Source organism: Vibrio sp. 3-2(1) (genome assembly GCF_963887575.1).
GTDB classification, from domain to species: Bacteria; Pseudomonadota; Gammaproteobacteria; order Enterobacterales; family Vibrionaceae; genus Vibrio; species Vibrio anguillarum.
Genome location: NZ_CAWPGB010000003.1, coordinates 69,683 through 85,502 on the forward strand (window position 1 = coordinate 69,683; position 15,820 = coordinate 85,502).

The 15,820-nt window shown below is 35.6% G+C and carries 15 protein-coding genes; all 15 read left to right on the forward strand.

Annotated features, from left to right (window positions below; all coding sequences use genetic code 11):
• Positions 1 to 5 precede the first annotated feature (5 nt).
• A complete protein-coding gene (locus AACQ79_RS01140; protein WP_170899594.1) occupies positions 6 to 1,757 on the forward strand; it encodes a hypothetical protein in 1,752 nt (583 codons plus the stop codon).
• A gap of 259 nt (positions 1,758 to 2,016) precedes the next feature.
• Complete coding sequence (gene tviB / locus AACQ79_RS01145; protein WP_170899595.1) at positions 2,017 to 3,291, forward strand: Vi polysaccharide biosynthesis UDP-N-acetylglucosamine C-6 dehydrogenase TviB; 1,275 nt, start codon at positions 2,017 to 2,019, stop codon at positions 3,289 to 3,291.
• Positions 3,292 to 3,303: 12 nt separating this feature from the next.
• Positions 3,304 to 4,251, forward strand: a complete 948-nt coding sequence (locus tag AACQ79_RS01150; RefSeq protein ID WP_170899596.1) for a Gfo/Idh/MocA family protein — start codon at positions 3,304 to 3,306, stop codon at positions 4,249 to 4,251.
• A gap of 147 nt (positions 4,252 to 4,398) precedes the next feature.
• Positions 4,399 to 4,644: an acyl carrier protein gene (locus AACQ79_RS01155; RefSeq protein ID WP_170899597.1), complete on the forward strand. Its 246-nt coding sequence runs from the start codon at positions 4,399 to 4,401 to the stop codon at positions 4,642 to 4,644.
• On the forward strand, positions 4,625 to 5,986 hold the full coding sequence (locus tag AACQ79_RS01160; RefSeq protein ID WP_170899598.1) for an AMP-binding protein: 1,362 nt from the start codon (positions 4,625 to 4,627) through the stop codon (positions 5,984 to 5,986). The genes AACQ79_RS01155 and AACQ79_RS01160 overlap by 20 nt, the downstream gene beginning before the upstream one ends.
• Complete coding sequence (locus tag AACQ79_RS01165) at positions 5,983 to 6,705, forward strand: SDR family NAD(P)-dependent oxidoreductase (protein WP_170899599.1); 723 nt, start codon at positions 5,983 to 5,985, stop codon at positions 6,703 to 6,705. The genes AACQ79_RS01160 and AACQ79_RS01165 overlap by 4 nt, the downstream gene beginning before the upstream one ends.
• Positions 6,706 to 6,723: 18 nt before the next feature.
• The gene (locus AACQ79_RS01170) at positions 6,724 to 7,563 is read left to right on the forward strand and encodes a hypothetical protein (protein WP_170899600.1); all 840 of its coding nucleotides are present in this window, start codon (positions 6,724 to 6,726) and stop codon (positions 7,561 to 7,563) included.
• 46 nt (positions 7,564 to 7,609) lie between these two features.
• Entirely contained in the window at positions 7,610 to 8,680 is a 1,071-nt protein-coding gene (locus AACQ79_RS01175; RefSeq protein ID WP_170899601.1) for a DegT/DnrJ/EryC1/StrS family aminotransferase, read from the forward strand.
• Positions 8,681 to 9,937, forward strand: coding sequence for a lipopolysaccharide biosynthesis protein (locus AACQ79_RS01180; protein WP_170899602.1), 1,257 nt, complete (start codon positions 8,681 to 8,683; stop codon positions 9,935 to 9,937).
• 5 nt (positions 9,938 to 9,942) lie between these two features.
• Positions 9,943 to 11,328 (forward strand): hypothetical protein, encoded by a 1,386-nt coding sequence (locus tag AACQ79_RS01185; RefSeq protein WP_170899603.1) that lies wholly within the window; start codon positions 9,943 to 9,945, stop codon positions 11,326 to 11,328.
• A gap of 21 nt (positions 11,329 to 11,349) precedes the next feature.
• Positions 11,350 to 12,060 (forward strand): glycosyltransferase family 2 protein, encoded by a 711-nt coding sequence (locus tag AACQ79_RS01190; protein ID WP_170899604.1) that lies wholly within the window; start codon positions 11,350 to 11,352, stop codon positions 12,058 to 12,060.
• The gene (locus tag AACQ79_RS01195) at positions 12,048 to 12,623 is read left to right on the forward strand and encodes an acyltransferase (protein WP_339366730.1); all 576 of its coding nucleotides are present in this window, start codon (positions 12,048 to 12,050) and stop codon (positions 12,621 to 12,623) included. Before AACQ79_RS01190 ends, AACQ79_RS01195 begins: the two co-directional genes overlap by 13 nt.
• 7 nt (positions 12,624 to 12,630) lie before the next feature.
• Positions 12,631 to 13,767: an NAD-dependent epimerase/dehydratase family protein gene (locus AACQ79_RS01200; protein WP_170899606.1), complete on the forward strand. Its 1,137-nt coding sequence runs from the start codon at positions 12,631 to 12,633 to the stop codon at positions 13,765 to 13,767.
• Positions 13,768 to 13,790: 23 nt separating this feature from the next.
• Complete coding sequence (locus tag AACQ79_RS01205; RefSeq protein WP_170899607.1) at positions 13,791 to 14,840, forward strand: lipopolysaccharide biosynthesis protein; 1,050 nt, start codon at positions 13,791 to 13,793, stop codon at positions 14,838 to 14,840.
• Positions 14,841 to 14,916: 76 nt separating this feature from the next.
• Positions 14,917 to 15,726, forward strand: coding sequence for an ISAs1 family transposase (locus AACQ79_RS01210; protein WP_170899608.1), 810 nt, complete (start codon positions 14,917 to 14,919; stop codon positions 15,724 to 15,726).
• Positions 15,727 to 15,820: the final 94 nt, after the last annotated feature.

The window sequence follows — 15,820 nt, forward strand, 5'->3', positions numbered from 1 at the left end:
ATAAAATGTCAAACCATGCAAGACTATTAACGTTAATAATGATGGCAGCGACATCATTTTTTATAATGGCTTTTCAAATTAATTATAATCAATATGGGCTTGATTTTACTGATGAAGGATTTTATCTAAATTGGGTTTCTAATCCATATTTATATCCTTATTCAGTAACACAGTTTGGGTTTGTACTAAATCCTATATTTGAATTTCTGGAACGTGATCTAGTCTTATTCAGAATTGTGAGCAATGTAATATCTTTTATCTTAATGGGAGTATTGTCTTTTCTTTTAGTGGCGCCTAGTTATGATAGTGGGAAAATGTCAAAATCAGAAAGGATTATATTCTCATTTGGTATCAGTAGTATCGCTATAACTTCAGTCGCAATGGGAAACTTGTGGCTAGCCACCCCTAGTTATAACTCACTTACGTTACAGTCAATATTGCTTGTTTTAATTGGATTGTCGACTTTTAGAATTAATCGCTTTCATCCTGTAGCATTGTTGTCGATATCGCTAGGACTAACTGTACTATTTTTATCCAAAGGTACGTCTTTTCTTCTACTATCTATTACAATATTAATATATTTTAGTTGCCTTAAAGAGTTTAAATTTCTAGTCAAAATATTTATATTTAGTATTGTTTTTCTCTTAGCTAGCGCATATCTCATCGATGGGAGTGTTAGTCAGTTTGTAAAAAGAGTCATTAATGGGCTATTGATCTTAAAGGCATTAGGTGCAGGTCATAGTGAAAATTTATTTGCTCTCGAACCTTTGTTATATTCTATTTATGAAGTAAAACTTTTCTTCTCAACTGTGATAATGACTTCCTTTCTTTTTCTTTTACCTAAAATATTTAAGGTTTGGGGAGAAGTGATTTGTTATATACTGGGAACTACTATTGTTATATTTCTGTTAGTTAATGTCGATGAAGGCTATTCTGGTACCGGGTTACAAGGATTGTTTTTACTAGCAGTACCTATTTCTTCGTTATTGTTATTATATGCTTTTAAATATTTATTTAAAAAAAATAGTAATGATATATTACCAATTGACTGGAAGTTATTTATTGTTCTTTTAGTGTCGCCTTATATTTATTCTTTCGGCACGAATAATAATGTTTGGAGTATGGCAGCTGGTGCTAGCTATTTATGGGCATTATCAGGACTCATAATTTTACAAGCATTATCTCACAGAAAGTTAATACCGCTTATCATCGTTAGCCAAGTATTCACCGCATTCTATTTACATGTTTCTGTAAACAATCCATATCGACAAAGTCAACCACTATATATGCACTTGAATAGCGTTCAATTAAAAAAGGATGATATTGAAATTAAAGTGGATGAAGCTACTGAGAGCTATATTCTAGAGTTGAAGGCAACAAGAGAATTAGTTCCCGAAGGCGTACCGATTCTTGACTTTACTGGTAGGGTACCAATGTCTGTTTATTTACTAAATGGAAAGGCAATTGGAACACCCTGGCTATTAACTAACACAAAGAAATTCTTCTTTGAGAATATGAAAAGTATTGATTGTGGTGAGTTGTCACGCTCATGGTTGATAACGGAACCAACGAGTGCAAGGGCATTACCTACAACTTATACAAAATTTTTTGGTAAAAAATTTCCTGAAGATTTTGAACTGATGAAGAAAATAAATATACATTTCGACCATAATGGAAATAGTGCAAATAGTGCTCAGTATTTATATCGACCAAGATATGTTGAAAGCAACTGCGAGTATTTCGATTTAAGTTTTTGATTGTATTCGAAATCAAGTATATATTGAGTTTGTGTTTGAACTATGGTCAGAACTAAGAGATATAATTTAAATAGAGTTTATGTTGATATTATGTTGCTCTATTTGTTTTGGATGTGGATGTATTGTTAATGGCGGTTGTTTTAGTATTTGCTACTTGCTTTTTATCACCGTCGCATCAAATTTCGTTTATACATTGTTTATTTGTATGATAAATAAACAATGTATCCCAAGTATTTAGAGTGAAAATTAAGGTATTTCGATGAGATTTCAAAATAATAAAATTGCAATTATAGGTCAAGGTTATGTTGGCCTTCCTTTAGCTGTTGAATTTGGAAAGGTATATCAAACAATTGGATTTGACATTAACCAGGCACGCATCGAAGAGCTTTCGTCGGGTCTTGACTCTACATTAGAGTGTTCGCCGGAGGAGTTAGCTGAAGCCACACTTTTATCTTACACAAGCCAGTTGTCAGATCTTGTTGACTGTAACATCTATATAGTCACTGTTCCGACACCGATTACTGAAGATAAGGTGCCTGATTTGACACCACTTCAAAAAGCTTCTTCAGCTCTAGGGAGTATTATAAGCAAGGGGGACATTGTCATCTTTGAATCCACGGTATACCCAGGGGCAACGGAAGAGGTTTGTTTACCGATTATAGAAAAGAAATCGGGTTTGAAGTACAACCAAGATTTTTATGCAGGTTATAGTCCAGAGCGTATTAACCCTGGAGACAAGGAAAATAGGCTAACTACGATTGTTAAGATAACTTCAGGGTCAACACCTGAAGTTGCTGATTTTGTCGATGGGTTATATTCATCGATTATTTTAGCAGGTACACATAAAGCACCTTCAATCAAAGTCGCAGAAGCCGCCAAAGTGATCGAAAATACCCAGAGAGATTTGAATATAGCGATCATTAATGAGTTCGCTAAAATATTTAATAAATTGAATATCGATACAGGTGATGTACTTAAGGCTGCTGGCACAAAGTGGAATTTTCTTCCTTTTAAGCCAGGTCTAGTTGGTGGACACTGTATCAGTGTTGATCCTTATTATTTGACCCATAAAGCACAAGAGGTTGGATATAGGCCTGAAGTGATACTAGCTGGACGTCGTATCAATGATGGAATGGGGGAGTATATCGCGACACAACTGGTGAAAAAATTAGCTAGTAAGAGCATACATATCGACGAAGCCAAAATATTGGTTCTGGGGTTCACTTTTAAAGGCGATTGTCCTGATGTACGCAACACAAAAATCATTGACATTGTCAAAGAGCTTAAAGACTTTAACATGTCCGTTGACGTTTATGACAGTTGGGCATCTTCAACAGAAGTACGTAATGAATATGGAATAGAGTTGATTGATAGTTTAGAGCAAGGTAAATATGATGCCGTAGTTCTAGCTGTAGATCACAGTGAATTTAAGGTTATGGGTGAGGAAAAGTTAAGATCTTTTGGTAAAGAAGCACATGTACTATACGATGTGAAGCATGTGCTTGCAGCTGATGAATCAGATATTCGATTATAAGGAACTTTAGGTATGAAAAAATTTGCCCTTATTGGCGCCGCTGGTTATATCGCCCCTCGTCATTTGAATGCGATTAAAGATACAGGAAATCAGCTTGTTGTCGCAATGGATGTCAATGATTCTGTTGGAATTATGGATATGCACTTTCCTGAGTCTGAATTTTTTACTGAGTTCGAAGATTTCTCGGCATTCATAGAAGATGAGGCTATTGCTGGAAATAAGTTAGATTATGTATCTATTTGCTCACCGAACTATCTTCATGTATCACAAATGAAGTTTGCTCTGAAAAACGGCATAGATGTAATTTGTGAGAAACCATTAGTTTTGAATTCGTCCGATATTGACGTGTTAAAAAAATATGAAGATAAATACAACGCGAAAGTTAACAGTATTTTGCAATTGCGTTTACATCCATCAATAATTGCTCTTCGTGATAAAGTTAAAAATGCACCAATAGATGAAATATTTGATGTCGAACTAACTTATATGACATCTCGCGGTAAATGGTATTTAAAATCATGGAAAGGCGTTAATGAGAAATCTGGTGGCGTTGCAACTAACGTAGGAGTGCATTTCTTTGATATGTTACATTTTATTTTTGGAGATATTAAAGAAAATGAAGTTCACTACAAAGATGAGCAAACCGTTTCTGGTTATCTTGAGTATGAGCGTGCTCGTGTAAAATGGTTCTTATCCATCGATGCTAACCACCTACCTGAGAATGCAGTACAAGGTGAGAAAAAAACTTATCGTAGTATTGTCATCGGTGACGAGGAGCTCGAATTTTCGGGAGGATTTACCGATCTTCATACCCAAAGCTACCAAAACATACTAAATGGTAATGGCTATGGTTTAAGCGAAAACCGAGCGGCAATTGAAACTGTTGAAAAAATACGTGACCAAGAGGTTGTTAGCAATCCGAGCCTACATCATCCAATATTAAGAAACTTGATAAAGTAATTATGGAAGTAATTTTCAATTCATGTATACGTACCTTTATTCCTGCGGATATGGCCTAGTTGATTGACTCTAGGTGAGAACTTAGAATAATGCCATGAACCTTCCTTCTGTATCCATTATTAAAGAATGACTGAGAGATATTTAATCGTGAGAAAGATTATAATAGAAAAATTAAATGAAGCATTAGAACAAACAAATGTTGATCTTCAATATACAGATATTGATGACGCACAAGTTTTGTTAGAAAGTGGCTTAGATTCTTTAGGTTTTGCAATTTTAGTTGCCTTACTTGAAGAAGAGTTAGATTTTGACCCATTCCAAGAAATGGAAGATGCAGTCTACCCTATTACGTTTGGTGAGTTTTTGAACATTTATGAAAATCGAACAGAATAATAAAATTTTACACCACTTACAAAAAGTGCCAAGTGGAAGATGCTTTCTTAAATTTGAAAATACGAACTATACGTTTGGTGATATCTTACAATTATGTTCGGAGTTCCGTGAGGAATTTTCTGAATTGGTCGGCGAAAATTGTGCGATTATATCTGATGATAGAGAGTCGTTAGCTGTATATTTGCCAGCAGTTGATAGCATTTGTAATCGTGTTTTTTTGCAACCAACTGAAAATATTGGTGATAGTGTAGAGTTTTATCTATCTGCTGGCATTTCCTATATCATTAGATTGGGCAACTTCTCTGTTACATCAGTTGAGCCGGTGACCGGTTTTCAATATTCTGAAAAGAAAAATGAAAATGTGGCTGACTATATATTAGCGACATCTGGAACAACTGGTACACCTAAATTGGTGTCATATAAGTTAAACTCTTTGACCGCTACGGCTCAGAAAAATATTGATCGTGGTGGGGAGTTCATTTGGGGGCTATCATATGATATCAATCGATTTGCTGGCCTTCAGGTTTATTTACAAGCTCTTGTCGCTGGCTCAACATTAGTTATTCCATCTAAGATTGAATCTATCGACCTATTGGTCAAACTGTACGAGAATAACCATGTAAACTGCCTTTCGGCTACTCCCTCTTTCTGGCGTAAACTATTAATGGTTTCTTCGCACAAGAGTATTCCTCTTAAACGAATTACATTAGGGGGCGAGATTAGTAATCAAGGTATTCTAAATGCCCTATCTAATAGTTTCCCTGGTGCGAATATAATTCATATTTATGCATCAACAGAGGCTGGTGTTGGGTTCGCTGTTAAAGATAAAAAAGAAGGGTTTCCTGCTAATTTCCTCACCGGTGAAAGTACTTTGGCATGCGATTTGAAAATTAAAAATGGTTTGCTTTGGATTCGAAGTCAGCATGGCTGTTCTAATTTTGTTAAAGGTAAGCTGGATTTGGATGCTGATAATTATTTCAACACCGGAGATATGGTTGAAGTTAAAAATGATAGGATCCTTTTTCTTGGACGTGAAAGTGGCTCGATTAATGTTGGCGGCAATAAAGTAATGCCAGAAAAAGTTGAAGCGGTACTTGAAGATAGCCCCTTAGTATCAATGGCAAATGTGTTTGCTAAAAACAATCCAGTGTTAGGATCTTTGGTTTCCGCTGATATTGTTGTATCTGAGCAAGGTAAGGTTATGTCTAGTAAAGAGCTTAAAAAAGAGCTAATTGCATTTTGTCGAGGCAAGCTTGAAGCGTTTGAAATACCGGCAGTATTTAAGCAGGTTGAAGTTATTGGAACTAACGATACTGGAAAGAAAGTTAGGATGAAAATATGAAAAATGTGATTGTAACAGGCTCAGCTAAAGGCCTAGGTTTAGAAATATCAACTCAGTTAGCTGCTGAAGGGTATAATGTCATTGGCATTAGCAGAACGGTGACAAAAGAATACGAAAGTCTTAAAGCTGAATACCCAGAAACGGTGCATTTTTACGAGTTTGATTTCGAAAACACTGAACAAATAGCTTCACTAGTGAAGCGAGTAACAAAAAAACATGGGCGTATCTACGGCTTGATTAATAATGCAGCGCTAGGTCACGACGGTGTTCTGGCAACAATGCATGAATCCGATATCACAGTATTGCTCAAGGTTAACATAGAAGCCCCAATTCTACTGACAAAGTACGTATCGCGATCTATGTTGTTGAATAAAAATGGTAGGATTGTGAATGTTGGTTCGATTATTGGTTCAACAGGTTTCAATGGTCTGAGTGTATACGGTGCAACTAAATCAGCATTATCAGGGTTTACTAAATCTCTGGCTCGAGAACTTGGTAAAGCGCAAATTACAGTAAACACACTTGCTCCTGGCTATATGGAGACTAACATGACAGGTGATCTGAGAGGGGAAAAGCTGGAGAAGATTAAGAGACGCAGTTGCCTTGGCAGGCTTGCGAATGTTTCAGACGCATCCAGTATGGCCGTATTCTTAGTATCAGATAGTGCATCAGGAATTACTGGGTCGACCTTTACTGTTGATGCAGGAAGCACTGCTTAATTCTATTAGGACTTAATTATGAATAATATCTTTTCTCACTCATTGGGCGTACGTGAAATATGTGCATTACTGGAAGACTTTGAATATTTTGGGAAGGAATTTGAAGTAAAATCAATATCAGATATTTCTTTTCCTTTAGAAAATAGTCTTTGTGAGTATACCAAAGGCGATCTGCCTGAAATAAGTGAAAAAGTTGTATTACTAACTCAAAAAAATATTGATGGTTATAATTGTATTGTAGTTAAAAATAGTAAGAAGTGTTTAGTTGATATTATTAGTAAGATTGATTTTAAAAAAATAGAATCAAAAATTTCTGACACAACTAAAATTGGTAGAAATTGTTGTATTGATGATGATGTAGTTATCGGAAATAATACGGTTGTTGAGGATGGTGTAATTATCCGAGGTGGGACGATTATTGGTTCTAACTGTATCATCAGGGCCAATACCATAATAGGTAGTGAAAGTTATTCTTTTTACTATGATGATGAATATCAATCGGTTCCTTCTTTAGGCGGAGTCATAATAAATAATGATGTTGAAATTGGACCAGGTTGCAATATCTCTAGAGGAAACTTCGATAATACTATTATTGGGAAGGGTACTAAAATGGATGCCCTTAATCATATAGCTCACGATTGTGTAATAGGAGATAATTGTACTATTACTGCTTCGGTTGCTTTGTGTGGATATGTGAAAATTGGCTGTAATACTAGGGTTGCTCCAAATGCCTCTATTCTTCAAAGAAAGGTTGTGGGTAATAATGTTGTTATTGGCTTAGGTGCTGTTGTAGTAACAGATGTTCCCGACGATAGTAACTATTTTGGAAATCCAGCAAGAAAACTGCCTAAAAAATAATAATTTATATTTTTGTAGATAATCTCTAATTGTGGAGGCAAATTTAATGCACTTTATCGACTTACAAGCCCAGTACAACCACCTTAAAGACAGAATTGATGAGCGCATCCGTAAAGTGCTTGACCATGGGCGATATATCATGGGACCTGAAGTACATGAGTTGGAGGATAAGCTGGCAGAGTATGTGGGAGTCAAGCACGCAATAACTTGTGCTAACGGGACAGACGCATTGACATTAGCAATGATGGCAATAGGTGTCTCCGAAGGTGATGCGGTATTCTGTCCTACATTTACTTTTTTTGCTACAGCAGAAACGATAGCATATGAAGGTGCAACCCCTGTGTTTGTTGACTCAGACCGTGCAACATACAATATTTGTACGAAAGATCTTGAAGAACAAATTAAGAAAGTAATTAAGGAAGGACTCCTTAAACCTAAAGCGATTATTTCGGTTGATTTGTTTGGTTTACCCGCTAACTATCCTGAGATTACTCTCATCGCTAAAAAGTATGGTCTCAAAGTAATTGAAGATGCTGCACAAGGTTTCGGTGGTACAATCAATGGTAAGCGAGCGGGAAGCTTTGGTGATTTGGCTACCACCAGTTTTTTTCCAGCGAAACCCTTAGGGTGTTATGGTGATGGCGGAGCCATCTTTACTAATGATGATGAATATGCGGAGTTAATTAAGTCTTATAGAGTTCACGGTAAAGGCTCGAATAAGTATGACAATGTTCGTATTGGTATGAATAGTCGTTTGGATACTATCCAAGCCGCTATCTTACTTGAAAAATTAGCCGAGTTCCCAACCGAATTGGTTAACCGCAACATAGCAGCTGAAAACTATAACTCGACTTTGAATCCGGAGTACACCTTACCGTTAGTTCCAAATGGTTATACAAGTTCCTGGGCTCAATATTCTATTCTTGTAGAGTGTAGAGAAGAAGTTATTAAAGAGTACGCTACGAAGAACATACCAACGATGATTTACTATGAAAAATGCTTACACCTGCAAGGTGCATTTGAATACCTAGGGCATAGCGAAGGAGACTTTCCTGTGGCTGAAAGTTTATCAAAAAAAATATTAAGTCTTCCCATGCATGGATACTTGAGTAAATAGATGTTAAAAAAGATTCTTAAAGAAGACTTTTTTAGGAATGTTGGGCTATTAGCCAGCGGTACTGCTATAGGTCAAGTAGTAAGCATAATAGCTCTTCCTTTTCTAACTAGGCTTTATACTCCCGAGAGTTTTGCACAGTTATCGCTATTTCTTTCTTTAGTTGGTATATGCTCTACTATCGCATGCTTAAGATTTGAAATTGCTATTCCACTGTCTAGAAATGAAAACGAAAAAAACGATTTATCCATATTAGCTTTTTTTTCCCTTACCGGGTTTTCTATCACTTTAGCTCTATTGGCCTACTTTTTAGATAATTATGTTGATGATTCAAGGGTCACTCTTGGATTTGTTATTCTTGCTATTTGTACTGTTTTTTTGTTAGGTCTGTTTAACTTGTTAGACTTTCTAGTTGTTAAAGATAAAAATTTCAAACTATCTTCAAAAACCAAAATACTCCAATCATTGGTACAAAACTCCTCGCAAGGTTTATTTGGTTTTACTAAGTTTTCTAGTGGTTTACTAATAGGCTATATATTATATGTGGTTTGGGGTGTTTTTAGTTATAGAAGGTATTTAGGTTTTCTATCGAAAAGAATTTCGTCATTAGATTTTAATAGAATCAAGAAAACAGCAGTTAGCTACAGAAATTATCCGCTTTATTCAACATTTCAATCTCTCTTTAATGTATCGTCTATCCAAGTTCCAATTATCATAATTGCAATATATGGAGTATCTCCTGATGCAGGTTATCTGATGTTGGCTATTCGAATTATACAAGCACCGTTATCGCTTTTATCTAATTCGGTATCTCAAGTCTATATATCAAAGGCACATGAAGAACGAAAGAAAAATAATCTTTATAATTATACGGTTGACATCATAAAGAAATTAGTCAAGCTAGGCGTTTTACCATTAGTTACTATTGGTGTTAGTGCTCCTTATATCTTTCCTTTTATTTTTGGTCCTGAATGGAAGATGGCAGGTGTGTATACACTATATTTAACACCTTGGTTTTGTATGCAATTGATCTCTTCTCCTGTGTCTTATTCAATGGATATTTTATCCAAACAAAAAATAGGAATGGTTTTCCAATTTATTGGTTCTTTGTTTAGAATTATGAGTGTGATTATTCCCTTGTTATACATGAAGGATTGGATGATTATTGGGCACGCAATGTCTGGGTTTGTATTTTATGCAGCGTATCTAATCATTATTATGTTCCTCCTTAATAAAGACCAAAAAATAGTAAGTGTTTAAAAGCTATGAATAACATATTTGAAATATTAACTATTACAGTATTGGTTCTTTTTTTGTCATTAATTTTATTTTATTTTGCTATGGGTTCGTTTAGTCTAACCAAGCTAAATATTAACTCTTATCTTTTCTATAAAGATATAATATTAATGACTCTTATCGGTGTAGTCTTAGTCGCCACCCAGTTTGATTTAATATTTGGGGTTAGGTTTTGGGCTATCACAGGTGACGTTAGTAACGAAAGTCGAAATATTGGTTGGTATGCAATACTCTACTTCTTGATCGCATACCCAATTGGAATGATGGCATCGAATCTTCTATTTAATTACTCAATTAGGTCGAATCAATTTGAACGTTATCTGACTAAAACCGTTCTTAATCCATATCAACTCAGTAACACATCTTTACTGTTGTCATTGTTCTTTTTCTTATTAGTGTCAATAGCATCTCTTTTATATGTTTACATCAGTATGGAGTCTGTACCAATAATTGAACTGTTAAAGGGAGCAAGTTTTTCTGACATTCAGGTATCAAGGACTAATGCCAAGCTTTATTTTTCCGGCTCTCCATTTATTAAAGATATGATAGCTTTGAAGCTGCCGGTCCTAGTCTCGTATGCACTTTATGTAATTATTAAGACTGATAAAAGTAAGTTATCCATCATGCTATTCATTGTTTCATTTGTTACTTCTGTTTTAGCGTTAACATATAATTTCGAAAAGGCACCAGTTATTTTGTATATACTTGGTTTTTTTCTAATTAGTGTTGTCATTAATAATGGAATAAAGTTGAAAACATTAATTATCTTTGGTGGGTTATCATTTTTATTCATGCTTTTACTTTTTATATTTCTTATTGGTCATTCCGATTTTTCTCAAGCATTAGAAAAACTAGGAGGTCGTTTGTTTATAGCTCAAACGTCTGCCATTTTCTTATCTTTTGATTATTTTCCCGATAAGCATGAATTTCTTGGTGGCTTATCAATATCAGGAGTGCTAGCTAAGGTTTTTGGTGTTGAATACTTACGGTATGGTAGGGTGCTGTTTGAGATATATGACTACCCTTCAGTCCTTAATGGTGAGGCTGGATTAATTGTTGGTAACTTCATTTCAGAAGCTTGGGCTCTTTGGGGGATTGGAGGGGTGATACTATCTCCACTCTGGGTTGGATTTTTTGTCGCGTCTATATCGAATCTTATTTTTAGATTACCTAAAAACGCACTTTTCATTGCCTTGTATGCTCAGATTGGTTCTATGTTGTCATTGAATGGCGGCATGGCAGTGTTTGTTAGCATTATTTCATTTCTTATTCCAGTTTTCTATATAGCTTCTATTTTGTTATTTGGTTTTTTTATCCAGAAATTGCTCTTTAGAAAGGAAAGTTCTTTTTGTTGATTTTATGTCGAGAGGTTAAATTTGAAAGTTTCAGTTTGTATTGCAACTTATAATGGTGGGGAATATCTAGCAGAACAATTAAATTCTATCTTCCCTCAATTGGGTACTGAAGATGAAATTATAATTTCAGATGATCATTCTTCAGATAATACAATTGAAATTGTTAAAGAGTTTAATGACCCTAGAATCACAGTGTATTCAAACAATTTAGGTAAAGGATATACAAGAAACTTTGAAAATGCGTTAAATCATTGTTCGGGAGATATCATCTTTCTATGTGATCAAGATGATGTGTGGGAACCAAATAAAGTCGAAAGAATGTCATGTTTATTATCTAATAATGACTTAGTAGTTAGTGATTGCAAGGTAGTTAACGGAAAATTAGAGACAATCCATAACTCACATTTTTCAATACATCAGACAAGCAGCGGCTTCCTGAGGAACTTTGTTAAACCTCGTTATATAGGCGCCTGTATGGCATTCAATCGAAGAGTCTTAGATTGTTCATTACCATTTCCCCAAAAGCAAAAATACTGTGCTCATGATTATTGGATTTCACTAGTCGCAGAAATGAAATTCAATGTCGCGACTTTAGATGAGCCATTGATGTTATATCGACGACACTCTCACAACGCTTCAAGTGGCGGTGAAGTCAGCAAGTTTAGTCTGGCCCACAAGGTGTTGACTCGAGTGTATACGGGGAGCTGTTTGCTTTTAAGGTGGATGCGTTGAGTAGAGTATTAAAATTTATTTGGATGTTGAGAGCCATATTCTATAAGCCGTTTATGCATCGTTTCGGTTGGTTTAGCTATATAGGACCTACGTGTTATCTAAGCGGTGTTAAACACTTCTCTTTTGGGGATAGAGTAAGAATATACCCAAACGCAAGGATTGAGTCTTTAGGTGGTAGTATTGAGATTGGTAACAACGTCTCTATTGGACAGAACCTCCATATCGTAAGCGTCAATAATGTTAGAATTGGGAAGGATACAACAATTTCTTCTAATGTATTTGTTTCTGATGTTGATCATCAATATGAAGCTTTGGGTGTTCATATCATGGAGCAGCCCTTAGATGTCAAAAGTACTCATATTGGTGACAATTGCTTTATTGGTTATGGGTCAGTTATAATGCCGGGCACTATACTGGGGAAGCATTGCATTGTCGGTGCTAACTCTGTTGTTAAAGGTATTTTTCCCGATTATTGCGTTATTGCTGGCTCCCCAGCCCGAATAATTAAATATTATGATTCCAATGAACAATGTTGGGTTCAAACAAGTAGCAAAAAATTATAGGTTTAAGATGAAAAAAAATATTTTAATTACTGGTGGTGCTGGGTTTATTGGCTCAAACTTCGCTGCAAGGCTTGTTTCAGAAGGGCATTCTGTCAAGGTTCTCGATAGCTTATCTCCTCAAATTCATGGAGAAAACCCAAACACCTCTCCTCTTTATTGTTCGTTAGATGAAAAAGTTGAGTTTATCCATGGTTCTGTTACTTCTAGGAGTGATTGGAACAAGGCCCTAGATGGTGTAGACACGATTGTACATTTAGCCGCAGAAACAGGTACAGGTCAATCAATGTATGAGATTGAAAAGTACTCAACATGCAACATTAACGGGACTGCAATATTACTAGATATACTAGCTAACCAAGACCATGGAATCCAAAAAATAGTGATTGCTTCTTCTCGTTCAATTTATGGAGAAGGCAAATATTTGTGTGAAACACACGGTGAAGTTTATCCAACGAGTAGAAATGATCATGATATGACAAGTGGTGATTTTGAAGTTAAGTGTCCAGTTTGTAGTAGTAAGGTTTTATTGTGCCCAACAGATGAAGAGAGTAAGATCCACCCTTCTTCTATTTATGGAATAACTAAACAAGTTCAAGAGCAAATGGTTATGCTTTCCGGGGAAAGCTTATCGATTGCGACCGTTTCTTTAAGATTTCAAAACGTTTACGGGGTTGGTCAATCACTTTCAAATCCTTATACCGGTATATTATCTATCTTCTCAACTCGAATTAAGAATGGCAACGATATTAATATTTTTGAAGATGGACTTGAAAGTCGAGACTTTGTATATATAGATGATGTTGTTGAGTCTATCTGCTTGTCTATTTTTGATGATAATGCAAACGGTCAAATTTTTAATGTCGGTTCTGGTGTATGCACTGATGTACTCACGGTCGCAAATACTTTAAAGAACATCTACCAATCGGACTCAAAAATTGAAGTGTCTGGTAATTATCGATTAGGTGACATACGACACAATTATGCTGATCTAAAGAAAATTAAGAGTAAAATTGGCTTTGAGCCAAAGGTTGACTTTCAAACCGGAATGAAATTATTCACTGACTGGGTAAATAAGCAAAGCGTGCAAGATGACTTATATGAGGATTCTATTGAAGAAATGAAATCCAAAGGATTATATAAGTAATAAATTTATACTAAAGGTTGTTAATGTTAAAAGGTAAGAAGATCCTACTTATTGCTCCATCTTTTTTTGGTTACGAATATGATATCGTAAAAAAAATAGAAGAGTTGGGCGGTGATGTTGATTATTTTGACGAAAGACCATTTGAGTCTTCATTTGCCAAAATAATGAATCGGCTGGATGTTAAATTTTTTATAAGACGTCGTATCGATGCTTATTATGAAAATGTAGCGAATTGTAGTCGAGAGAAAGGTTATGATTACCTCTTGGTTATCTCTCCTGAAACACTAGAATGTAAAACAGTAAAAAAAATTAAAGAGTATAACCCGAATGTAAAAACAATCCTGTATATGTGGGACTCTTTTAAAAACAAAAATGCAGCAGACTTAATTCCTGTATTTGACAAAGTTTTTTCGTTTGATAAATCTGATTGTATTGAAGATGAGCGTATATGTTTCCTTCCTCTCTTTTATAACGATTTTTTTTCAAGTCAACTTAAACAAGATGTAGCTGACGCAAAGTATACAGCTACGTTTATAGGCACTATTCATAGTGATAGAGCTAAACTGGCAAAGAAAATCTTGAATGATATTGAGATGAAGGGATATAAAACGTACAGTTTTTTTTATTGTCCTAGTAAGTTGCTCTTTGTTCTTAAAAAGCTATTTACCGACGAATTTGACTTTTTGAAATTTAAGGAAGTTTCATTTGTTTCAATGTCGAAAGAGGAATTGAAATCAAAAGTTTTGGATTCATCGATAATTATTGATATTCAACACCCTAAGCAGTCTGGGCTAACTATGAGAACAATTGAAATGTTCGGAGTGGGTCGAAAGTTAGTTACAACTAACGCAGACGTTGCTGATTATAATTTCTTTAACAAAGATAATATATTAGTAGTCGACAGAGTTGCTCCTACGATTCCTCAGTATTTTATCGATTTACCTTATGTTAAACCTAAAAAAGAAATACACTATCAATATTCTTTAGCTAGTTGGTTGTCAGTTGTGCTAGGTGTGGAATATGCAGGGCCCGCGCATGTTATTGGCGCACTTTCTCTTCGATTTTCGGAATAAAATTTTAAGAAACAGGTTGAACTAGCGAACTAGGCGTGATCTTATACTGTTTATTACAAAGCAGGATAAGCCGAACATGAATCATATGGAATTTAAAGAGCATTTTAGCATATTGAGTGATACCCGGCAGGAAAGAAAAACGACTTATAACTTCTTCGAAGTGATGTTCCAAGTGGTGACCGCGATGTTATGCGGAATGAAGACTTGGGATGATATTGAAGCATTCGGTGAAGAGAATTTAACGTGGTTTAGAAAATTCAGTGACTATGCCCATGGAGTACCGAGCCATGATACGTTGGCACGCATTGTTGGGTTGATTGACCCCGACGAATTCTCACTGTGTTTTGTCCGTTGGTGTAATGATATTCAGCGCGAAAAAGCGCTTGAAACTCATCATATTGCGATTGATGGTAAGTCCTTGAGAGGAACGTATGATTACAGTAAAAACAAGTGCTTAACCCATATGGTCAATGCTTATTCGGTAGATGCGGGGCTTGTTCTCGGGCAGTTAAAAACCGATGTTAAGTCCAATGAGATTACGTTGATTCCAGAGATTTTAAAGCTAATCAAAGTGAAAGGTCGGGTAATTAGCCTTGATGCTATGGGTTGCCAACGAAGCATAGCAAAAGAGATAGTAGAGCGAGGTGGCGATTACTTAATGTCAGTGAAAAGTAACCAACCGCGTTTACACGCCCTTTTCGAATCGAAATTTGCTTTTGATAAGCTTGCAGAATATGCAGCACAAGCGGTTGAACAAGAAGAGGTAGGTAAGCGAGGCCGCAAGATGGTAAGAACGTATATTACCGTGCCATTTGAGCAAAAATATGGTGACTTTGCTGTAGACTGGAAAGAGCAGGGAAACCGCATGAAAGTCGTTGATATATAAGGGCTGCAAAGATGCTAAGATTCCGCTTTAAACCTATCACTAATCCCAACTATTGAATGTAACCACATGAAAATAAAGATCTGCTTGTAGATCA